This window comes from Algoriphagus litoralis, assembly GCF_003259255.1.
Lineage (GTDB): Bacteria > Bacteroidota > Bacteroidia > Cytophagales > Cyclobacteriaceae > Algoriphagus > Algoriphagus litoralis.
In genome coordinates this window covers 225,764-248,306 of sequence record NZ_QGOL01000003.1, presented here as the reverse complement: position 1 = coordinate 248,306, position 22,543 = coordinate 225,764, and the positions used below count along the sequence as shown (strand labels likewise).

The following is a 22,543-nucleotide window of genomic DNA, read 5'->3' as shown; positions in this document are numbered from 1 at the left end:
TTTCAAGCCTTCTAATCAAAAGCAACTTTATTTTATTCAAGTAGCTGACTAGCAGGCAAAAGGACATTAATCCATTATCCTTTTCTTTTGAATACGCTTTTCTGTCTTTTGCAAATAAGGAAATGAATAATATGTTGTAATTACATTTTTTTCAAAATTTTATTTTGATATCTCCATAATTCCACCTAGTTTTCGATCATTATTTCCGTTATTTAAGAAATTTTACTACCTATAAATACCAAAGTCGAGAGTTAAACGATCCCACCTTATAATCAGATCAAATTCTATGAAACTAGGAATACTTGGAGGCACGATGCTTTCCAAAACATTGGGAAAAAAATATCTTGAGGCCGGTCTTTCGGTTGTTTTTGGGGTAAGAAGTGATTTTGACACCGAAAATATCGAGTGGAAGACACTAAATCGGCTTTACAATAGAATCTGCCCGTTTGAATCCGCAATTATTCAATCCGAAATCCTATTGATCTGCTGCGAAAATGCTTATCTCCCAGAAATCTGCGAAGCACTCAAAAGGGTCGAGTTGGACGGAAAACTAATCATAGACTGCACCAATGCGAATTATGACAAAGCACTGGCAAGCAACAACACGCAACAAATAGTTCAAGCTGCACCCAAGGCTTCAATTTTTAAAGCATTTAACAATCTAGGGATCGACTATCCCAATTCAGATGTATTGGGAATCATCAAGGAAACTTATTTCTGCAGTGATAGTGAAGCCGAAAAAATCCGAATTAAACGATTGATCGAACTGATCGGGTTCCGAGCCATCGATGCCGGTAAAATGGACAATGCCCCCCTACTTGAAGCATTTTATCATTTAACCAAAGAAATTGGCTGGAATAAGAAAGAACATTCCAACTACCATTTCAAACTAATTTCAGCATAACGCTATTTTTTATATCACCCTTTAAAGGAAAAGTGAGATCCAACAGTCTCACTTTTCTCGTTTTATTTAGCACATTGAAAGACTGGATGTTTGTAAACCTAGGAAATAAAAAAACCGCTTTGAGAAATATTTTTTCTAAAGATTCAATGAAATCGTTTCAGTCGAAAATTTCAAAACCTTAAATTTTCTTTCGTCATAACAAATATTTTGAAATAATATTTTAAATAATGGACTTCTACCTCTAACTTATTCCTAACTAAATCCCATAAAAATCCGGGGTCATTGACAAATCATGCTGTAATTCGTCCCATGCAAGCCAAAGGTTTGATTATCTTTAACCTCTGATTGGATTTATTCCTAAAGAAAAAAGACGAATTAATTTTTATGCGGATTTTTAAAATCTCTGTAAAACCTTGATTTATACCAATTGAAATTTCAAGACCTGAACACCTATTGAAAAAATGAAAGTACTGGTAATCGACATTGGTGGATCCAATATTAAAATCCTCGCTACAGGCCAACCTGACCGGATCAAAATTCCTTCAGGAAGTGGATTTACCCCCGAGCAGTTAGTCCCATTAGTGAAAGAACATGCCAAAGACTGGGAATATGAGGCAATTTCTATAGGATTTCCAGGGGTGGTAAAGGATGGAAAAATAGCAGCCGATCCAGTCAATATGGGGACAGGTTGGAAAGGATTCGACTTCGAAGCCAAGTTTGGTCTTCCGGTAAAACTGATCAATGACGCGGCTATGCAAGCTTTGGGAAGCTACGAGGGGGGCAAATTACTTTTTATGGGTTTTGGAACAGGTCTGGGTACAGCCATGGTGTTTGAGGACTTGATCCTTCCTCTGGAAGGCGGGCATTTGCCATTTAAACTCGGAACATTTGAAACGCATGTGGGGAACGCCGCAATGAAGAAACTTGGAAAACCTAAGTGGAAAGAACACGTGTATCAAGCTATCGCTCATTTTACACATTGCTTCCAGCCAGATGAGATTGTGCTTGGCGGAGGCAATTCCAAACTGCTCGATAAAATTCCTGATAATTGTAGGTTAGGATCCAATAAAAACGCTTTTACCGGAGGCTTTAGACTTTGGGAAAAATCATACAAATACTAGTATAATACGTTACGCATAGCACTATGGCTTTGCTAGAATGCTAATTCCTCTACTATTCTACTCATCCAATTCCCCCTTATTTCATGACTCAAGTCAAATCAGATGCTTTGGTTTTTTATGGTGCTACTGGAGATCTGGCTTACAAAAAAATCTTTCCTGCCCTCCACATGATGGTCAAACGAGGAAATCTTGATTGTCCTATAATCGGCGTCGCCAGAGGGGATTATGATCTGGAAAAACTCCGTGCCAGAGCAAAAGAAAGTATCCAAACCCATGGCAAATTCGAAGAGGAATCCTTCAAAAAATTCTGTAGCCTTCTTGCATTCGTGGGAGGAGATTATACTGACCAAGAGACCTTTTTGAGGATCAGAAAAGCGCTGGGAGATGCAAAAAATCCCACACATTATCTTGCCATCCCACCTGTGCTTTTCCCAAAAATAATCGCGCAATTGGATCAATCCGGATGTGCAAAGGGTGCCAGGGTAATTGTAGAAAAGCCGTTTGGAACTGATCTGGAATCTGCCAAATCCTTAAATAAAATCCTTTTGGACAAGTTTGCCGAAGGAGATATTTACCGTATTGATCATTATTTAGGAAAGCGCCCGGTCAACAACATTGTGTTTTTTAGATTTGTAAATTCATTATTGGAACCAGTCTGGAATAACAAACACATCGAAAGTATTCAGATTACAATGGCTGAGGACTTCGGTATCCAAGGCCGTGGAGCATTCTATGACGTCACCGGAGCGATCAGGGATGTGATTCAAAACCACCTCTTTCAGATCTTATGCAATCTGACCATGGAGCCACCGAAAGCCCTCGACAGTGAATCCATCCGTGACGAAAAAGTAAAAGTGCTCAAGGCCATTCAGCCACTCAGTGAAGACGATGTCATCTGTGGACAATATGAAGGTTACCTGGGTGAAAAAGCAGTTAAAGAAGACTCAAATACTGAGACTTTTGCAGCAATGCGGCTCCAAATAAATTCTCCAAGATGGGAAGGCGTGCCACTTTACATCCGCGCTGGTAAAAATCTACCGGTCACCTCGACAGAAATTCTAGTGAAATTCAGACACCTGCCTTCTGCCTACTCTTCGATTGCCACTCAACCCAATCATATTCGATTTAGAATAAGTCCTGATGTCAAAGTGGCTTTTGGAATGCTAATTATGGCACCTGAAGAAGACATGAAATCCGTTTTGTCGGAAGTCCAGGGTAATCCTACACCGTTTCCAAATGAAAAGGAAGCCTATGAACGGGTTCTGACCGATGCAATGGCGGGTGATCCTACCCACTTTGCCAGAAAGGATTATGTAGAAGAAGCCTGGAAGATTGTCGATGATTATCTTGCTAAGGATCGGGAGGTCTACCCTTATGAAAAAGGTACTTGGGGGCCTGAACTAGTCAGTCAAAAAATCAATCCTCCTGGAGGATGGAATAATCCTATAGTCAACAAAAGCAAATAAATGGAAATACGGACTTTTCAATCTGCAGAAGATGTAGCGAAAGAGGCTGCGATTTTTATAGCAGATCGGATACGAGAAAACATCATCAAAAAAGGGCATTTTACATTTGCTATCAGTGGAGGACGCACTCCTTGGGCGATGATTAAGGAGTTAGCCAAGCAAGATTTACCATGGGAGAAAGTATTCTTATTCCAAGTGGATGAACGAAAGGCTCCAGACGCCCATCCCGATCGAAACCTGACCCAACTCTTCAAGGCAATCGAAGGAACAAAGCTTGTCCTGAGACTGAATATTTTCCCGATGCGGGTCAATGCTGAAGATCTGGATGAAGCCTGTGAGGAATATGAAAGTCACATCAAACGCTTGACTGAAAACGGTAAGCTTGATTTGATTCATCTTGGTATAGGCACGGACGGCCATACGGCGTCTCTGGTGCCTAATGATCCGGTCCTGGAAGAAAAAATAAAAGGAGTAGCACTCACTGACTCCGAATACCAAGGAAGAACAAGAATGACGCTCACCTACCCTCTGATCAATCAGGCAGAAAAAATTCTTTGGGTTGTCACCGGCGAAGAAAAAGCTGAAATGCTGGACAGATTACTTCATCAAGACACTTCCATTCCAGCTGGGAGGATTGAGCAGCATCATGCCATTGTCTTCACAGAAGAAAGCGCAGCAATCAAAATCAACTGACAGAAAACCAGCCTAGAGCTGGTTTTTTTTTCATGGTAAAATTCCAGTTGAAAATAGTTTTGCGAATGCACTATATTATCGCCTCTAATCACCTATCCCAAAATTTCTGTAAATGGAGTTGTTGTTTCATCAAGCGATTCAAAACCCTTCAAAAATCGCAATTAAAGTTCAGGAAAAGAGCTTCACCTATTCCCAACTCATCCAAAATGCTAAATCTGTTGCAGCACTATTACTCAATGGAAAAGCTGATCTAAATGAAGCCCGTGTCGCCTTTATGATCAATCCGGGCTTTGATTACGTAGCAGTGCAATGGGGTATTTGGATGGCAGGAGGTGTGGCAGTGCCACTTTGCATCACTTATCCATTTCCATCTATTCAATATGTCATCGAAGATACTCAGGCTGAGCTAATTGTAACGGCCAAGGAATATGAGGAACTATTAAAGGTTTATTCTGAAGATCCCACCAAGCGATTTATCCGATTTTCTGATGATTCTCTTGAGGAAATGCAAGGTGACTTGCCCTCGATCTCTTACGAAAGAGGCGCCATGATTTTATATACTTCAGGTACGACCAGCTTACCAAAGGGAGTTTTGACAACCCACGGAACTATTGAAGCTCAAATCAGGACATTGATCAAGGCCTGGAAATGGACGGCTCAAGATCATACTATTTGCTTGCTTCCTCTTCATCATGTGCATGGGATTATCAATGTAGTCTCCTGCGCACTTTGGGCGGGTGCTACAGTGGAATTTGTCCATCCCTTTGATGCTAGAACTGTTTTTGAAACAATCCTCAGTGGCCAAGTCACCGTTTTTATGGCAGTTCCCACAATCTATTTTAAGTTGATTTCATATTTTGAATCAGAGTCAGATTTAAGAAAAACCGCCATCACAGAAAGCCTGAATAAACTCCGGCTGATGGTCTCAGGATCTGCGGCCCTGCCTGTTTCAGTAATGGAAAAATGGAAGGAAATCTCCGGACACTACCTCCTAGAGCGCTACGGAATGACGGAAATAGGGATGGCTATCAGCAATCCCTATAATGGGGAAAGAAAAGCAGGCTATATCGGCCAGCCCCTCGCTGATGTGGAAGTCAGACTAGTAGATGAGAACAACCAGGAAGTCAAAAAAGGCGAACCTGGGGAAATCCAAGTGAAAGGACCTTCTGTTTTTAAAGAATACTGGGGTAAAAACGAAGCAACCCAAAAGGCATTTACTTCTGATGGGTGGTTTATGACAGGCGATATTGCTGTGATCGAAGATGGATATTTCAGAATTTTAGGAAGAGATTCGGTAGATATCATCAAGTCTGGTGGGTATAAAATTTCGGCACTGGAAATCGAAGAAGTCCTCCGAAAACATCCCGAAATACAGGACTGTGGAGTCGTAGGAATTCCTGATGAGGAATGGGGAGAGTTGGTAGCTGCTGCATTGATTTCTGCTCAAGATCTTGAATCAAAAGAACTTAACACTTGGCTCAGAGAACGTATGCCCGCCTATAAAACTCCACGCAGATACCTCTTCCTTAATGAGTTGCCAAGAAATGCAATGGGAAAAGTCGTCAAGAATGAATTGAAAAAACTTTTCATCGAAACTCCACAATGATCAAGGGACTGGCTTTACTTTCTTGCGCATTTGTCCTTGGCATGTGGACCGGAGAACTTTTGGGTACTTGGCTGGGAATTCGAGCAAATGTAGGCGGAGTAGGTTTTGCGATGCTTTTCCTAATCCTCACTAAAGAATACTTTGTGAAGAAAGGATGGTGGAAGGTTGAGATGGAATTTGGAATGGAATTTTGGAATAAACTTTACATTCCTGTGGTGATCGCAATGGCGGCGAGCCTAAATGTCAAATCAGCCATTTCCTCTGGGCCACTGGCCATTTTTGCAGGAATTGTTCCAGTCATTTTGGCTTTTGTTGTATTCCGCTTCCTTATCAAATCCTCCAAAGTAAGCTAGCATGGAGGAACTCATCAAAGTTGTCGATAAAAACGGCCTGATCATCGCCTTTATCTTGGTCGGATTACTCACCTGGCTAACCGACCTTTTCTCCAAAAAAATTCTTGACTCCAAAATACCGGGTTCAGCAATTGCCATTTTTCTGGCTTTAGTTTTTGGGTATTTGGGAGGAGTTTGGGCAGAGGGAGAAAATGGGTTGGCGGATTTGAAATGGTTCAAGGGGCTGGCTTTACTCGGAGGATCGATGTTCCGTGACTTTGCCATTGTTGCCACGGCCATTGGCGCTAGTTTCGTTTTGATTCGAAAAAGCGGCATCCTAGGGTTGATTTCTTTGGTATTAGGGATAGCCGTTTTCTTTTTGGCAGGTGTTGGCTTGGCTTGGGCTTGGGGATACCGGGATGCGATCAGCCTTTGCACGATTGGGGCAGGCGCTTGTACGTATATTGTAGGTCCTGTCACTGGAGGTGCACTTGGGGCCAGTTCGGAGGTGATTGCTTTAAGTATTGGTACCGGTGTAGTCAAAACCATAGCAGTGACTATTCTCACGCCTATTTTCGCAAAAAAAATCGGGCTGGACAGCCCATCAGCAGCCATGGCATTTGGAGGAATCATGGGTACTTCCAGCGGTGTGGCGGCAGGTTTAGCTGCCACAGATCCCAAATTAGTTCCATATGGAGCCGTCACCGCTACTTTCTACACAGGCTTGGGATGCTTGGTTTGCCCTTCACTTTTCTACCTTCTATTGGAAAGCCTATTTTGACAAGAATTTTAAAAATCAGTGGAAAACAAAAAACCAAGCCAAAAGCCTGGTTTTTTGGTTTTTTCATTAAACCAAAATTAACCAAATGAGCCTTCTGGACTCATGTGATTTAGTTGACTAACGAGTATTTTTAAATTTCGGTACGATTTTTTAGTAATATTATTAAATTAATACATTAACCTACTGATTTTCAAGGACAAAAATTTGATTTATTTTATTTAAGGCACTTCTTGAATGATTGGAATTATTGGGTTGTCAGGAACCCTTTTTCATTTTGTTTAATTAAAGTCTTATGGAAATCCTGGTAAAAAATATGGTCTGTCCACGCTGCATAGAGTCTGTAAGACAATCACTGGATGGGTTAGAAATAAGATTCCGGCATATTGAACTTGGAAAAGTAAGACTAGAAAACTCTATTTCAGAAGACAAAAAAGAACTATTGGCAGAAGCCTTACAATCCAAAGGATTTGAACTTTTAGAGTCAAAATCAGCACAGTTAATCTCGCAAATCAAATCCTTGATCATTAGTCAAATTCATCATCATGATCAGTCTAGAGCCGAGAACTTTTCCACCTTGCTCTCAGAAAAACTCAATCAAGAATATACGTCCTTGAGTCGTCTTTTTTCGCAGGTAGAAGGCCTAACCATCGAAAAATTCACAACCCGACAGAAGATTGAGCGAGTCAAAGAACTTCTCCTATACGACGAAAAAAGCCTCACTCAAATTGCCTTTGAGCTGAACTACAGCAGCGCGGCCTATCTTTCTTCCCAGTTCAAAAAAGAAACGGGCATGACTCCCTCAGAATTCAAAAGAAATAAGGATTATTTCAACAGAAAAGGTCTGGATCAGTTTTGATGATTTGATTTCTGTTGACATTTCCTTGATAATATCTAAAAGCAGGATTCCAAGGTAAATTCGAATCAAAATCAGTACACATCAGCGGGAAACTTCGGTATATTTAGCTACAATCCACATATCCAATACAATGAATAAGTACCGTTACGCTTTGCTTCTTTTGACTTTTTTTAGTCTCTGCCTTTCCTTACCAATCTTTGCGCAGCAAAGAACAATTTTACTGACCAACGTAGAAATCTTCACCGGGAAAGATGAAAAAACCATCCAAGGAAATGTGCTAATCGAAGGCAACCTCATTAGCAAAATATCCACCGCTCCTATCCCAACCAACCGAAGTGCGAACGTACAGATCATCGATGGTAAGGGGAAATTTTTAATGCCCGGTCTGATCGATGCACATTACCACGCCATGTTTTCTAATCTTTCTCAGGTTGCCTTACTTACTGGGAATTTGGGATTTGTAAATCTGGTGGCAGGTAAAAATGCCGAATCCCTACTCATGAAAGGATTTACCAGCATCAGAGATCTTGGAGGCCCTATTTTCGGACTAAAACAGGCCATCGATGCTGGTGTGGTGGCAGGACCCCGAATCTGGCCATCAGGTGCATTCATTTCTCAGACTGGAGGCCATGGTGATTTCAGGCTGCCAAACGACATACCTAGCGATCCGGACAGAGGAATCAGCTATGCAGAGCGAATCAATGCTGCTGCCATTGCAGACAGCCCCGATGCAGTGCGGCTGAGGGCTCGGGAACAGCTTATGCTTGGAGCAAGTCAAATCAAACTTATGGCTGGTGGCGGTGTTTCCTCGATCTATGATCCACTGGATGTCACCCAATATACCGAAGCAGAAATTCGTGCAGCAGTAGAGGCAGCCGAAAACTGGGGAACGTATGTCACTGTCCACGCTTATACTCCCAGAGCTATCCAGCAGGCCATTCGTGCTGGTGTCAAGTGCATCGATCACGGTCAGCTGATCGATGAAGAAACGGTGAAAATGATGGTGGAAAATGACGTTTTCTGGAGTCTCCAGCCATTTGTCGACGAAGGGGACAAAGGCACATTAAGTCCGGAGAGTCGCGCCAAGCAGTTGGAAATGTATCAGGGTACAGACACAGCCTTTGAGCTTGCAAAAAAATACAAACTCAAAATCGCCTATGGTACTGATGTCCTCTTTGATGCTCAGAAAGCAGCAGCACCCGGATTACAATTAATGAAAATGAAGCGATGGTTTACCAATTTTGAAATTCTGCAAATGGCTACCCGAAATAATGGGGAATTATTGGCCCTCTCAGGTAAAAGGAGCCCTTATTCTGGCAAATTAGGTGTGATTGAAGAGGGTGCTTTGGCAGACTTAATCCTAATCGATGGGAATCCTATTCAAACTCTGGAACTGCTTACTGAGCCAGAAAAAAACCTGCTCCTAATCATGAAAAATGGAATTGTCTACAAAAACCAAATCGACAATTAATCTCCCAATTCCCTTCAAAAACTTATAATTTTTTATCGGAATTCCATAAGACAAAGGGGCTAGATTTCCTCAATTTTACTGCACCTAATCGGGACTTTAAAATGACTGAATCCAGTTCTAAAATACAAAAGCGAACATTTCCCGTCACAGGAATGACCTGTGCAGCCTGCGCATCCAGTGTAGAGACTATTTTGAAGTATACCGATGGAGTGAAATCCGCTGCCGTCAATTTTGCAAACAACACTTTGCAGGTAGAATGGGACGAACGTATCACTCCTGAAGGAATTGATCTTGCCCTGAGAGATGTAGGCTACGGATTAGTGATCAATTCCAAGGAAATCAATGAATCTGTTCGAGAGGAACAAGAAAAAAAATATGACCAAATAAAAAAGCAAACTATCGGTGCAGCTTTGTTGACTCTGCCCGTCTTTGTTTTAGGGATGTTTTTCATGGATTGGATGCCGGGGCGCTGGATTAGTATGGCGCTGAGCATACCGGTACTTTTCTACTTTGGTCAGCACTTCTATGTCAATGCATGGAAGCAAGCCAAACATCGTAAAGCCAACATGGATACCTTGGTGGCTTTGAGTACAGCTATCGCCTTCCTTTTTTCAGTTTTCAACACTCTTTTTCCTAAGTTTTGGTTGAATCAAGGAATTCAGCCTCATGTTTATTATGAAGCGGCGACTGTCATTGTGGTTTTCATTTCTTTCGGAAAACTGCTAGAGGAACGTGCAAAATCCCAAACCGGAACTGCACTGAAAAAGCTCATAGGACTCCAACCCAAAACCTTGACTCGGATTCAAAACGGTCAGTCCCAAGAAATCAAAATTGAGGAAGTCCAACTGAACGATCGAATTCTGATCAAACCAGGCGAGAAAATCCCAGTAGATGGCCAGGTGCTATCCGGCAGCAGTTTCATCGATGAAAGCTTGATCACAGGTGAACCTATTCCCGTAGAAAAAAAGCAAGGTGACAAAATCTTCGCTGGCACAATCAATCAAAAAGGAAGCCTCGAGATTTCAGCCGATAAAGTGGGAGCATCTACCCTACTTTCTCAAATAATCCAACGGGTGCAGGAAGCTCAGGGAAGCAAAGCACCTGTTCAGAAATTGGTAGATAAAATTGCCGGAATTTTCGTGCCGGTAGTCATATTAATCGCCCTCCTGACTTTTGTGATTTGGATGACTTTTGGGGGAGAAAATGCTTTTTCTCACGCTCTTCTGGCTTCTGTATCGGTTTTGGTCATTGCCTGCCCTTGTGCATTGGGACTGGCCACTCCTACCGCGATCATGGTGGGAATAGGAAAAGGTGCCGAAAATCAAATTCTCATCCGGGATGCCGAAAGTCTGGAACTGGGCTATAAAATCGACACTATCATACTAGACAAAACCGGAACAATCACCGAAGGAAAACCAACTGTATCCAATTATTCAGCTTTAGTCCACAAAAACGAGTCCTTAAATACTGGAACGGAAACTCCTATCGTCAATCGACTCTCAACCAATGAGGAAGAAATTCTGTTTTCTCTCGAAAGCAAATCCGAACATCCCTTGGGAGAAGCTGTAGTGAAGTTTCTTGAAGGGAATAAATTGCAAACTGTGAATTTGGACAGTTTTGAAAGTATTACCTCCCGAGGAATAAAAGGAGTTTTCAAAGGGAAAACTTATTTCGTAGGGAATACCAACATCTTAAAAGAAAACCGGGTTGCCATACCGGAGGACTTACAGAAGCTTGCAAAAAGCTGGAGCGAAGAAGCGCAAACCGTGATTTGGTTTGCGGATCAAGATCAGGCATTGGCTATTTTGGGAATTCAAGATCAAATCAAAACAAGCTCCAAATCTGCTATCCAAAAGCTCCAGCAATCGGGTATTGCCATATTTATGCTCACCGGTGACAATCACCAAACTGCTACTGCTGTGGCAAAGGCTGTAGGCATAAAGGATTTTCGAGCAGAAGTCATGCCCTCAGACAAATCTCAGTTTGTGAAAAACCTTCAGGAAAAAGGCAAGATAGTAGCGATGGTTGGCGATGGAATCAATGATTCGGAAGCTTTGGCTCAAGCTGATGTAAGTATCGCAATGGGGCATGGTTCGGACATCGCCATGGATGTAGCTAAGATCACCCTGATCACCTCTGATCTGGAAAAAATCCCTCAGGCGTTTCATTTATCTCACTTGACAGTCAATGGGGTGAAACAAAATCTCTTTTGGGCATTTATATACAACCTGATCGGGATTCCAATCGCAGCCGGAATCCTTTATCCGATCAATGGCTTCCTACTGGATCCGATGATCGCGGGCGCAGCTATGGCATTTAGCTCGGTATCGGTGGTACTGAACAGCTTGAGGCTAAAAGCGAGGAAATTGTAGATGAATTATTGAATTATGACTCCGAAATACGTTTAATCAAAGTACGATTTACGAGGCTAAACTAAACTCCAATCCAATAAATCTTAATCAGGCATTATTCAAATTTGAAAATGTCTTGATCCTTGGATTTAACTTCTTTCACCTAACACCTAAACTATGAAAACGCTAAAATTCAAAACCAACATTCAGTGTACCAATTGTCTTTCCAAAGTAACCCCTAAACTGGATGGGGAAGCAGGTATTTCCTCCTGGGAAGTTGATCTATCGGATCCTGATCGTATCCTGACTGTGGAAACAGAAAACCTGACAGAGGAGGATATCTTTAAAACAGTCCTTAAAGCTGGATTTATTGCCAAACCGAAGTAATTTTGGCACAACTAGATAACTATGATCAAAATCAAAATTGCACTTTTCTCGCTGTTGGTGTGGATGAGTATGGTCGAGATTCAGGCTCAGGATCGATTGAAAATGCTTCCAATTGAATCAAGCATTCAGGGAATTCGCGTTTTTGGTAAGCCAGTGGACAACCAAACCCGTTGCATTCATTGGCATTCCGACTTGGATATCATCGCAATCAAATTCAAATGCTGCGATAAATACTATCCCTGCTTTTCCTGCCATGAGGAAGAAGCCGATCACGAACATCAAGTTTGGCCCAAGGCTGAATTTGATCAGAAAGCAATTCTCTGTGGAGTCTGCGGTAACGAGCTGAGTATTGCCGATTATATGGCTTCCAATAACACATGCCCACATTGCCAATCGGGCTTCAATCCAGGATGCAGCAAACATTACCATCTCTACTTTGAGACTGGGGATCAAAAAATCGAACTTCCACCCCTCAATTAGCATCCGTCGGTCAGGGCTTCCAGGTGCGGTTTGCTTTCTTTTCTGCCTGAGCTTTCTTGGATTTTAACCGATCCTCAATGGCACCTTTACTTGGTTTGGTCACTTTTCGGATCTTCTTTTTGTGAAACGCTTTTTTCAGCAAATCATAGAACTTCCTGATCACCAATTCTTTATTCTGAATCTGGGAGCGTTTTTCCTGACAGGATAAATTCAGATTTCCCTCCTGATCGATCTTGTTTTTCGCTTTTTGAAGCAAAGTCAATTTTTCCTCTTCATTCAAAACCAAAGAGTTATTCACATTGAAACTCAGCTGAACTTTCGTCTCCACCTTATTCACGTTTTGACCACCTGGTCCGCCACTTCGGGCAGTTTGGAATTGAAGTTCAGGTAAAAAATCACCGTTGGCTATTCGTTTTTCTATGGACATTTTATTGTAAAATTGAAAGATTGCAAGATTGGAAAATTATTCACGTATTCGTCTAGAGTGCCAATTTTTCAATTTTAAAATTTTTCATTCTTTCAATTCTATACTTTTACGAACTTATTGAATCCAAATCGGCGTTTCATGCCCGTAACCTAATGGACCTTGAATCCATTAATTATTACTTATGAAAACAAAACCTAGAGTTGTCGTCGGTCTCTCCGGCGGTGTAGACAGCAGCGTCGCTGCAAAATTATTACTCGATCAAGGCTACGAAGTCATCGGCATGTTTATGAAAAACTGGCACGATGAAACCGTCACCATCTCCAACGAGTGCCCTTGGATGGAGGATTCCACTGATGCGATGCTTGTAGCCGAAAAGCTCGGTATTCCATTCCAAGCCATTGACCTCAGTGAAGAATACCGCGAACGGATTGTGGATTACATGTTTTCGGAATACGAAGCCGGGCGCACACCTAATCCGGATATTCTCTGCAACCGTGAAATCAAGTTTGATATATTTTTGAAAGCTGCGCAAAAGCTTAAGGCTGATTTTGTCGCTACAGGACATTATTGCCAAAAAGGCGAAATCGAGGTCGATGGTAAGCCAGTTTACCAGCTCCTTGCAGGTGCAGATCCAAACAAAGATCAGAGTTATTTTCTTTGTCAACTGTCTCAGGAGCAATTGGCAAAGGCACTTTTCCCTATCGGTCATCTGCAAAAACCGCAAGTTCGGGAAATTGCCAAAGCGGCTGATTTGATCACAGCAGATAAGAAAGACTCGCAGGGACTTTGCTTTATTGGAAAAGTACGGCTGCCTGAATTCCTTCAGCAGCAACTCAAACCAAAAAAAGGCCAAATCATTCAGATTCCTGAGCATTTGGAGGTGTATCAAACCCTTCAAATTCCTGCTGGAATCGAACCTTCGGATTGGGATGATGCAATTTTGGATGCAGTTTCCTTACCGATTCATTATTCTGTCAATCAGGGAAAAGTCTTGGGTGAGCACAATGGCGCACATTATTTTACAGTGGGCCAGCGAAAAGGTCTCCAAGTCGGTGGTACAGGAAAGCCCCTCTTTGTAATCGCCACCGACACGAAAGAAAATGTGATCTACACCGGATTGGGAGAAGAGCATCCAGGCTTAAATCGCTTCGGTTTGTTTGTGAAAAAAGATGAAATCCATTGGATTCGTGAGGATTTGGCTTTGAAACCTGGCGAATCCGCAGAATATGTTGGGAGAATTCGTTACCGTCAGCCGCTTTCCAAAGCGACATTGATGATGCGGGAAAATGGCTTGTATGTGATTTTCGAAAATGCTCAAAAAGGAATCGCTTCAGGACAATTTGTGGCTTGGTATCAGGGTGAGGAGTGCATTGGTTCTGGAACCATATTTTAGTTTCCCGATGATTAACGCAGAAAAACTCTCAGAGAATCGCAGATCTGAAAAAAATTTAAACTAAATAGAATTTAGATTCTTTGTGCCTTTGTGGCAAAACACAATGCTAAACATCCTTTTTGAAGACGAACACTTAATCATCATCGACAAGCCTGCCGGATTGCTGGTTCATCGTACGCGCCAAGCTTTTGGTGAAGATGAAAATGCCTTGATACAACTGCGCGATCAGATCGGTTCGTGGGTGGCTCCGGTGCATCGATTGGATCGGGCGACAAGCGGAACTCTGCTTTTTGCAAAGAATGAAGAGATTCTGCCATTGCTAAAAGCGCAATTCAGTGATCGAAAAGTAGAAAAAACTTACCTATGCATCGTGCGAGGAATTCCTGCTGAGAAAAAAGGATTAATTGATCATCCCTTGACCAGCGAGCGATCCGGAAAACTTCAGGAAGCTCAAACCCAGTACCAAGTGATTGCCGAATCGGAAATTCCTTTCAATTCAACCGGTCGCTATCCTACCAGTCGATATAGTTTGCTCGAAGTCGACCTGATGACTGGAAGAACGCATCAGATCCGAAGACATTTGGCCCATATTCGCCATTACATTATCGGGGATAAAAAGCATGGAGACAACAAGCAAAACATCTTTTTTGAAAAGCAGTTTGGTCTCAACAACCTCCTACTCCATGCTTGGAAGTTGACTTTTGAACATCCACTTACGGAAAGCAAAATTGCTGTGACCTGTCCAATACCTGTACACTTCCGAACAATCATGCAAGAATTGTCTTGGAAACCGAATGAAATTTTACAGGCTTCGAATTGAAGTCGAGAATTTGCGTTATTTTCCCCCTATTAATTACCCTATGAAATTTATCGTGACCTTCTAAGCCAATTAGGCTGATGATTTGTGTCAGGAGAGATTCCATCTGATCAATAAAATCAAGTAAAAACAGATGAAAAATTTAACAGTAAGCCTAAGTCTTTTGCTTGCCTCTGGTTCATTTTCTTTTGCTCAAAAGCAAGACATTGAAAAAACCTTTGATGGGAAAGCGGCCATTTCAGAATTCAAATATTTGGCATCCGATGAATTGATGGGTAGAGATCCGGGAAGACCCGAGATGAAACTTGCCTACACATTCATCGCAGACCAGCTCGAAAAAGCAGGTGCTAAACCCATTCCAGGGGCTGATGGATACTATCAAAATATTCCATTTAGACTTTCCTCTCCTCCGAAGTCAGGCTCAATCAAAATAGGCGAAACCGAGTTTACCCAAGGCCAAAACATGTTGGTATTGGATGGAAAATCTTTCGCTGGAAGTTTTGAATTGATTGATGTTGGATTTGGAACGGAAGAGGATTTTGCAGGAAAAGATCTAACTGGGAAAATAGCAGTAACGAATGTCGGAGCTCCTGATAAGTTGAATCCCAATCAGCTTTTTGCCGAAGGCAGAAGTAAAACCCTCAGAGCCAAAGAAGCTGGAGCTATTGCCTTGATTGAGCGATTTAATGTTCCCTCTATTCCGTGGCAGTTGATTTCTGGCTTCCTCAATAGACCTCAGATGACCATAGATCAGGGTTCCGCCAGTGATCTGCCTTATGTATGGATCGAAGATCTGAAAAATCAAATGACTAGTGATAAGCTTAGCACGGCTTTAGTAAACGTGGAAGGAAAAGTCAATACACCTGTAGAAGGTAAAAATGTGGTGGCTTGGATCGAAGGAACCGATCCAGAATTAAAGAAAGAATATATCATGCTCTCAGCTCACTACGACCACGTCGGTGTGGGCGCTCCGGATGCTGAAGGTGATTCTATCTACAATGGCGCAAGAGATAACGCAGTAGGAACTGTGGCAGTGATCAATGCTGCAAAGTATTTTGCAGAAAATCCTCCCAAACGATCCGTTTTGTTCGCACTTTGGACAGCTGAGGAAAAAGGTCTTTTAGGAAGTGGATACTTTGCAAATAATCCCTTGGTTCCATTGAATCAGATCATTTACAACCTGAATATTGACAATGGAGGTTACAATGATACGTCGATCATCACAGTTATTGGACTAGGAAGAACTAGTGCCGATTTCTTAATCGAAGAAGCAGTAGCGGATTTTGGTGTAAAGGCTGTTTCAGATCCCTCGCCTGAGCAAGGTTTATACGATCGCTCTGACAACGTGAATTTTGCCAGAAAGGGAATTCCAGCTCCGACTTTCTCTTTGGGATTTACCGCATTTGATGATGAAATCAATAAGTATTATCATAAAGCAGCTGATGAGGTTGACAGCTTTGATTTAGAATACGCACAGATCTATTGGAAGTCCTACATTTTGGCAGCACAAAAAATCGCCAACTGGAGCGAGCGTCCAAAGTGGGTTGAAGGCGATAAATATGAAGGCGTCAGCAAAGAACTTTATGGAGATAAGTAGTTCTTCTTAGACATTAGATTTAAGACAAAAGCCCGACTTCGAAGTGAAATCGGGCTTTTTTGACTTTAGGATATTCTAGAAATTAGTACAAGGCTATATCTTTTTATTTTTTCTCTCTTATTTCTAGCATCTTAAATCTTAAGTCTAGACACTAAATTCTATCAAAAAAGCATTCCCGCTATCGTTGCCGTCATCAGACAAGCTAAGGAAGCAGCTGCCAAGGATTTAAAACCCAATCGACTTAAGTTTCCTTGTTGATTAGGTGCAATGATGGAAATCCCACCCAGTTGGATAGCAATGGAACTAAAATTGGAGAAGCCACAGAGCGCATACGTAGCGATCACGACTGACTTGGTGCTCAGAGTTCCAGCTTCTTTCATATCAGCAAGACTGAGGTAGGCCACAAATTCATTGATAACGGTCTTTTGTCCCAAGAGACTACCGACTTGCAAGGTATCACTCCATTCTACTCCGATTACCCAGGCAAAAACCCGGAACATTTGCCCAAAAATATATTCCAAAGAAAATCCTTTAAACTGACCGCTGGTAGAGCTTTCCACAAAGGCATTTAATCCAGTGTATTCACCGATCAATCCACTCAGTCCGAAGTTGATCGCTGCAATCACTGCAATGAAGGCGAGGAGCATCCCCCCTACGTTGAGCGCAAGTTTGAGACCTTCTGCAGCACCGATCGACATAGCGTCGATTAGATTGACTCCCATGGCTTCTTCATTGACTTCGAGCTTGTCTTGCTTGATTTCTTTTTCAGTTTCCGGGATGAAAATCTTAGATAGGACAATCGCAGCTGGCGCATTCATGATACTGGCACCAAGAAGGTAAGCGGCAAATTTGCTTTGCTCCTCCAGACTATCTCCACCCAAAAACGCTACGTAGCCGGCCAAGACTCCACCTGCTATCGTCGCCATTCCTCCGGTCATCAGACACATCAACTCTGATTTACTCATGGTTGGGATAAAAGGCCGAACCAAAAGCGGGGCCTCTGTCTGTCCGAGAAATATATTTCCTGCGGCAGAGAGTGATTCAGGTCCTGAAAGCCGCATTGTCCGTGCCATCACCCAAGCGATGCCATAGACGATCTTTTGCAAGATCCCCAAGTAGTATAAGCCCGAAGAAACGGTAGAAAAGAAAATAATCGTAGGCAGTACTTTGAATGCGAAGATGAACCCAAAGCTGTCTCCGGCTAAATCCCCGAAGATAAAGCTTGCCCCTGCTTCGCTAAAGCTCAAAAACTTTACAAAACCTTCCGAAAGTAATTCAAATCCTGCACGGACGAATTCCACTTTGGTAATCAAAAAACCAAAAACCAGCTGAAGGGAAATCCCAATCGCTACCAGTCTCCAGTCGATCCTTTTTTTGTTACTTGAAAAAATATAGGCCACCAGTACGATAACCGCCAAACCAAAGGCTCCTCTCAAATAGTCCATGAAATCCAGTTAAATAAACGAAGCGCTAAAAATAGCCCAAAGCATGGCAAGAAAAAAGCCCGAACGAGTCCGGGCTTTAAATGAATTAATTTCTCTTGTTTATTTCGTCACGAATTCGGGCGGCGCGCTCGTAATCTTCGTTGTTGATCGCTTTTTCAAGGAGTTGATTAAGCTTGTCCAGACTGAAATCTTTGAGTGAACCTTCCTTCTTTGAAGCTACTTTCTGGGGTTCTGGTTTGGTCTCCTGCTTACTCTCTAACTTCTTATCCTCTTCAGTAAATTCTATGGCTGCCTCTGACATCACTTTCTCAGCACAGAAAATTCTCGCAGAAAACCGCACTGCAATCGCAATAGCATCGGATGGACGGCTGTCAATCTCCACCACCGATTTATCACCTTTGCAGTTAATTTTGGCATAGAAGACCCCTTCTTTCATATCAGAAATGACAATCTTGTCAATTTTGAAATTGAAACTCTCCGCAAATGACCGAAATAAGTCATGCGTCATCGGACGGTTAGGGATGATTTTCTCTATCTCAATGGCGATCGCCTGAGCTTCAAACATACCTATCACGATGGGCAATCTTCTACTTCCCTCCACTTCTCCCATGACCAAGGTAAATGACCCTGATTGGGAATGGTTGGACGAAAGTCCCAAAATTTCCAGTTCTACTAGTTTTTCCACAAAAATTAAAGTTCTGCTTTAAGCGCTTCCGTAAGTTTTGGTAACACCTCAAAAGCATCTCCTACTATCCCATAATCGGCAGCTTTGAAAAATGGCGCCTCAGGATCTTTGTTTATCACCACGATGTACTTTGAGGAATTAACTCCTGCAAGATGTTGAATCGCGCCTGAAATTCCTACAGCAACATATAAACTAGGTGCTACTTTTACACCAGTCTGGCCTACGTGCTCATGATGTGGTCTCCAGCCGATATCAGAAACAGGCTTTGAACAACCTGTGGCTGCACCCAGTGTTTTAGCCAAATCCTCAATCATTCCCCAGTTTTCTGGACCTTTCATACCACGCCCACCAGATACCACAATATCTGCCTCTGGCAACAGCACTTCTCCTGTTGCACGCTCCGTGCTAGTGATTTTAGATGCAAAATCAGCATCGGTCAGATTTACCGCAAACTTCTCTACAGCAGCATCACTGCCGTCAGTTTTCAAGTCCACGGCGTTTTTCTTCACGGCCAAAATCTTATTATCGGTGGTGACAGTCGTCTCAGCAAAAGCTTTTCCAGTATAAATACTTCTTTTTACCACATATCCTCCGGAAGTGTTTGGCAGCTCGACTACGTTTGAAACCAGACCTGCGTCCAATTTGATCGCCAATCTTGCGGCAACAGCATCACCTAAAGAGGACTTGGCGAGCACCAAGGTTTTTGCGCCAACAGCGGCAAAGGCTTGTGCTACCGCAGAAGCATGGGCTTGGATCACACCATCAGTCAGCCTCGAATCATCTGCATGCAAAACTTTAGTGGCGCCAGCTTTCCCTGCTGCTGCCAGCTCAGCGCTATCAATCGTGCCCAATGCCACAGCTACGACATCACCTTCGCCTGTCTGCGCCGCAAGTGCATTTGCATAAGAAATGGCTTCCAAACTGGTCTTTTTCACTTTACCTTCCGCGTGCTCTATATATACTAATATTGACATATTTTCTTGATTTAATGAGATTTACCACTTGTTGATTAAAGTACTTTTGCTTCGTTTTTAAGCAATTTTACCAGTTCAGCGACATTGTCCTTGTCGATGAGCTTCACCGCTCCTTTAGCCGGAGGAAGTTGGTAACTACTGGCTTCAGCTTGGGTCACTTCAGATACTGGCTCCACGACTTTCAGCGGTTTGGTACGGGCTGACATAATGCCTCGCATGTTTGGAATTTTCCACTCTGCGATTGGCTCCTGACATCCGGCGATCAAGGGTAGTTGTGCTTCGAGCATTTCTTTCCCACCTTCGATTTCACGGGCCATTTTGACGGTAGTTCCTTCTACCTCCAGCTTCATGACTGGCGAAAAAGAGGGCATCCCCAGCAATTCTCCAACCATACCGTGCACCATTCCTCCATTAAAGTCTATCGATTCACGACCCATCAAGATCAAATCGTATCCACCTTCTTTGGCATAGTGTGCGATTTGTTTCGCTACAAAGAATGAATCTTTAGGAAAAGAATTGACTCGGATCGCATCGTCAGCACCTATGGCCAGTGATTTCCTCAAAGTAGGCTCAGTTTCAGCTTCTCCCACATTGATTGCAGTCAAGCTACCGCCAGTTTGATCTCTGAGCTCAACAGCCCTAGCCAAAGCATAATCATCGTATGGGCCGATGATAAATTGGACACCGGTAGTATCAAATTTGGTATTGTTGGCAGTAAACTGAATCTTGGAAGTCGTATCCGGTACGTGGGTGATACAAACAAGAATCTTCATTGGTTTAGAGTTAGGTTATATTAAATTTATTTGCGTGAAAATAACAGGCTACATTCAATAAAAAAACTATTCATGAGCAATTCGGAAAGGGTAAGACTTCTGCGGAAGTTCATTCAGGAAGAGCCCGAAAACCCATTCAATCGGTATGCTTTGGCTCTGGAAATCAAAGAGATAAATCCAAATGAAGCAGCTGAATTGTTTGCTTTCCTACTACTAAACTACCCAACCTATCTTCCTGTTTATTTTCCATCTGCCCACTTCTTTTTTGAGCTAGGTCAAATAGAAAAAGCCCGGGAAATTTTTGAACGGGGAATCGCTCTGGCTAGGGAAAAGAATGAGCAAAAAACACTTCAAGAGCTTAAAAACGCTTACCAGAATTTCCTTTTTGAAAATGATTTGGATTGATTGGCAAAACCTTGGGATTTTATAAAAATTCCAAATCGGATTTGAAAATCATTTTCTTAATTTGATAAACCTATCACTACCTCCGGCTCCACATATGATTTCTCAGAAAGAAATGCTTGACCATTTTCTTCCAAAAATGGAAATTCAAGGCAAACGCTATAAAAAGAAAAGCTTAATCCGAGCTAAAAAGGCTGAGCCCGGGTTGGTCGTCATAACCCGAACCAGTGATGGGATTGAAACCAAAAATACAGCTGAAAAGGGCGACTGGCTGGTAGAAAACCAAACTTCTGCAAAAGAAAGTTACCTGATTAAGGCTGAGACTTTTGAAAAAAAATATTCCTTGATGGACTCTCTGGGCAATGGCTGGGGCTGTTATCGGCCAAAAGGTGAAATCATCGCCATAATTGTATCAGAGGAGGAAATCAAAAATCTCGGCGGTGGGGAAAATTTTGAATTTCAAGCTCCATGGAAAGAATCTATCGTCCTGAAACCAGGGGACTATTTGGTTGCATCGTTGGAGAAAAGTGAGATCTACCGGGTTGCCAAAAAGGAATTTCAGGAGACTTACGAGTTGGTCAAGGGATAAGAACAATTTTCCCCAGCTGATCTCCGGCTTTCATCCGGTCAAAGGCTTTTTCTGCTTCCTCCATAGCAAAGATCTGATCGATCACTGGATGGATCTTTTTTTCCTGAACAAAAGCCAACATATCCAGAAAATCCTGATCTGAACCCATGGTGGAGCCCATGATTTTCAGTTGGTTCCAAAAAATCTTTCGAGCTTCGACTTTACCAGGATTTCCCATGGTTGCTCCGTAGATCACAATTCTCCCTCCAGGTTTGCAGATCGAGATGAGTTGGCTTAAGGTATCTCCTGCTGCACTGTCGATGATTAAATCAAAACCACCATTGGTAGCCTCAATGGATTTTTGGGTCCAATCTGGCTCCAAGTAATTGAATTGAAAATCAGAACCTAAGGTTTTCGCTTTTTCTAGTTTTGAACTTCTACTGCTACTGACAGACAGGATGGCTCCTTTAGCCTTTGCAAACTGGGCAGCAAATTGAGCAACTCCACCCCCGAATCCGGTCACCAATACCTGCTCACCTTCTTGTACATTCCCTTGATAGGTCAATGCCCGAAAGGCAGTAAGTCCTGCAAGAGGAAGTGCTGCAGCCTCTTCCCAGCTCAAATGGGGAGGTTTTGTATGGAGTCGATCGACTGGAATTGCCAAATACTCAGCGAAAGTGCCATTTTCAGGCATTCCCAAGATTTGAAAGTCTTTGGATTGAGCCTTTTGATTTGGTCCCCAATTTTTACTAGGATTGATGATGACCTCTTTGCCTACCCAGAACGAATTTGCCTCATCAAATACCCGCTCCACGATTCCGGAACCATCTGATCCTAGGATTACCCCATCCTTGAGGTTGGGATAAAGGCCTTGCCGACTCCATTCATCCCGGTGATTTAAAGCCGCCGCTTTGATCCGCACCAAAACTTCTCCAGACCTCAAGACTGGGTCTGCAACGGAACCAAATAAAATCTTTGAGGGGAATTGTTGGTTGAAGATTAGGCCTTTCATCG

At 42.5% G+C, this 22,543-nt stretch carries 23 protein-coding genes; 17 read left to right on the top strand and 6 right to left on the bottom strand.

The genetic code is table 11. From position 1 onward, the window contains the following. The first annotated feature begins 286 nt into the window (after positions 1-286). The 12 genes from DK188_RS04460 (at position 287) to DK188_RS04405 (ending at position 12,448) form a co-directional block, all read left to right on the top strand. Positions 287-904, top strand: a complete 618-nt coding sequence (locus DK188_RS04460; protein ID WP_111669601.1) for an NADPH-dependent F420 reductase — start codon at positions 287-289, stop codon at positions 902-904. Positions 905-1,365: 461 nt separating this feature from the next. Next, positions 1,366-2,025: an ROK family protein gene (locus DK188_RS04455; protein ID WP_111669600.1), complete on the top strand. Its 660-nt coding sequence runs from the start codon at positions 1,366-1,368 to the stop codon at positions 2,023-2,025. A gap of 83 nt (positions 2,026-2,108) precedes the next feature. Continuing rightward, complete coding sequence (gene zwf / locus DK188_RS04450; protein WP_111669599.1) at positions 2,109-3,491, top strand: glucose-6-phosphate dehydrogenase; 1,383 nt, start codon at positions 2,109-2,111, stop codon at positions 3,489-3,491. Further along, positions 3,492-4,184, top strand: a complete 693-nt coding sequence (gene pgl, locus DK188_RS04445; protein WP_111669598.1) for a 6-phosphogluconolactonase — start codon at positions 3,492-3,494, stop codon at positions 4,182-4,184. 112 nt (positions 4,185-4,296) lie between these two features. Next, on the top strand, positions 4,297-5,790 hold the full coding sequence (locus DK188_RS04440; protein ID WP_111669597.1) for an acyl-CoA synthetase: 1,494 nt from the start codon (positions 4,297-4,299) through the stop codon (positions 5,788-5,790). After that, positions 5,787-6,143, top strand: a complete 357-nt coding sequence (gene madL, locus DK188_RS04435; RefSeq protein WP_111669596.1) for a malonate transporter subunit MadL — start codon at positions 5,787-5,789, stop codon at positions 6,141-6,143. Before DK188_RS04440 ends, madL begins: the two co-directional genes overlap by 4 nt. Before the next feature lies 1 nt (position 6,144). Next, positions 6,145-6,903 (top strand): malonate transporter subunit MadM, encoded by a 759-nt coding sequence (gene madM, locus DK188_RS04430; RefSeq protein ID WP_111669595.1) that lies wholly within the window; start codon positions 6,145-6,147, stop codon positions 6,901-6,903. Between the two features lie 292 nt (positions 6,904-7,195). Beyond that, positions 7,196-7,759, top strand: coding sequence for a helix-turn-helix domain-containing protein (locus DK188_RS04425; RefSeq protein WP_111669594.1), 564 nt, complete (start codon positions 7,196-7,198; stop codon positions 7,757-7,759). Positions 7,760-7,889: 130 nt separating this feature from the next. Then, positions 7,890-9,230 carry a metal-dependent hydrolase family protein gene (locus tag DK188_RS04420; protein WP_111669593.1) on the top strand — a complete coding sequence of 447 codons (1,341 nt, stop codon included), beginning with the start codon at positions 7,890-7,892 and terminating at the stop codon, positions 9,228-9,230. Positions 9,231-9,331: 101 nt separating this feature from the next. Continuing rightward, positions 9,332-11,602, top strand: coding sequence for a heavy metal translocating P-type ATPase (locus tag DK188_RS04415; RefSeq protein WP_111669592.1), 2,271 nt, complete (start codon positions 9,332-9,334; stop codon positions 11,600-11,602). 156 nt (positions 11,603-11,758) lie between these two features. Then, positions 11,759-11,968 (top strand): heavy-metal-associated domain-containing protein, encoded by a 210-nt coding sequence (locus DK188_RS04410; protein WP_111669591.1) that lies wholly within the window; start codon positions 11,759-11,761, stop codon positions 11,966-11,968. Between the two features lie 21 nt (positions 11,969-11,989). Then, entirely contained in the window at positions 11,990-12,448 is a 459-nt protein-coding gene (locus tag DK188_RS04405) for a CHY zinc finger protein (RefSeq protein ID WP_232825660.1), read from the top strand. Positions 12,449-12,458: 10 nt separating this feature from the next. Here DK188_RS04405 and arfB read toward each other — a convergent pair whose 3' ends face one another. Further along, positions 12,459-12,875 (bottom strand): alternative ribosome rescue aminoacyl-tRNA hydrolase ArfB, encoded by a 417-nt coding sequence (arfB, locus tag DK188_RS04400; protein ID WP_111669590.1) that lies wholly within the window; start codon positions 12,873-12,875, stop codon positions 12,459-12,461. Positions 12,876-13,056: 181 nt separating this feature from the next. Here arfB and mnmA point away from each other — a divergent pair, with 181 nt between their 5' ends. The 3 genes from mnmA (at position 13,057) to DK188_RS04385 (ending at position 16,682) form a co-directional block, all read left to right on the top strand. Next, the gene (gene mnmA / locus DK188_RS04395; RefSeq protein ID WP_111669589.1) at positions 13,057-14,268 is read left to right on the top strand and encodes a tRNA 2-thiouridine(34) synthase MnmA; all 1,212 of its coding nucleotides are present in this window, start codon (positions 13,057-13,059) and stop codon (positions 14,266-14,268) included. A 103-nt stretch (positions 14,269-14,371) separates the two neighbouring features. After that, complete coding sequence (locus DK188_RS04390) at positions 14,372-15,088, top strand: pseudouridine synthase (RefSeq protein WP_111669588.1); 717 nt, start codon at positions 14,372-14,374, stop codon at positions 15,086-15,088. 130 nt (positions 15,089-15,218) lie between these two features. Then, complete coding sequence (locus tag DK188_RS04385; protein WP_111669587.1) at positions 15,219-16,682, top strand: M28 family peptidase; 1,464 nt, start codon at positions 15,219-15,221, stop codon at positions 16,680-16,682. 161 nt (positions 16,683-16,843) lie between these two features. Here DK188_RS04385 and DK188_RS04380 read toward each other — a convergent pair whose 3' ends face one another. The 4 genes from DK188_RS04380 to DK188_RS04365 all read right to left on the bottom strand — a co-directional run bounded on the left by DK188_RS04380 (position 16,844) and on the right by DK188_RS04365 (position 20,559). Next, positions 16,844-18,127 carry a NupC/NupG family nucleoside CNT transporter gene (locus DK188_RS04380; RefSeq protein WP_111669586.1) on the bottom strand — a complete coding sequence of 428 codons (1,284 nt, stop codon included), beginning with the start codon at positions 18,125-18,127 and terminating at the stop codon, positions 16,844-16,846. 85 nt (positions 18,128-18,212) lie between these two features. Then, the gene (locus DK188_RS04375; RefSeq protein ID WP_111669585.1) at positions 18,213-18,812 is read right to left on the bottom strand and encodes a bifunctional nuclease family protein; all 600 of its coding nucleotides are present in this window, start codon (positions 18,810-18,812) and stop codon (positions 18,213-18,215) included. Between the two features lie 5 nt (positions 18,813-18,817). Then, the gene (locus DK188_RS04370; RefSeq protein WP_111669584.1) at positions 18,818-19,786 is read right to left on the bottom strand and encodes an electron transfer flavoprotein subunit alpha/FixB family protein; all 969 of its coding nucleotides are present in this window, start codon (positions 19,784-19,786) and stop codon (positions 18,818-18,820) included. A gap of 35 nt (positions 19,787-19,821) precedes the next feature. Then, a complete protein-coding gene (locus DK188_RS04365; protein WP_111669583.1) occupies positions 19,822-20,559 on the bottom strand; it encodes an electron transfer flavoprotein subunit beta/FixA family protein in 738 nt (245 codons plus the stop codon). Between the two features lie 72 nt (positions 20,560-20,631). Here DK188_RS04365 and DK188_RS04360 point away from each other — a divergent pair, with 72 nt between their 5' ends. Together DK188_RS04360 and DK188_RS04355 are read left to right on the top strand one after the other, a co-directional pair. Continuing rightward, positions 20,632-20,964 (top strand): tetratricopeptide repeat protein, encoded by a 333-nt coding sequence (locus DK188_RS04360; protein WP_111669582.1) that lies wholly within the window; start codon positions 20,632-20,634, stop codon positions 20,962-20,964. 136 nt (positions 20,965-21,100) lie between these two features. After that, positions 21,101-21,550: a hypothetical protein gene (locus tag DK188_RS04355; RefSeq protein ID WP_157963161.1), complete on the top strand. Its 450-nt coding sequence runs from the start codon at positions 21,101-21,103 to the stop codon at positions 21,548-21,550. Here the strand turns inward: DK188_RS04355 and DK188_RS04350 are convergent. Then, entirely contained in the window at positions 21,540-22,541 is a 1,002-nt protein-coding gene (locus tag DK188_RS04350) for a zinc-binding dehydrogenase (protein ID WP_111669580.1), read from the bottom strand. The two genes, DK188_RS04355 and DK188_RS04350, sit on opposite strands and share 11 nt — an antisense overlap. Positions 22,542-22,543: the final 2 nt, after the last annotated feature.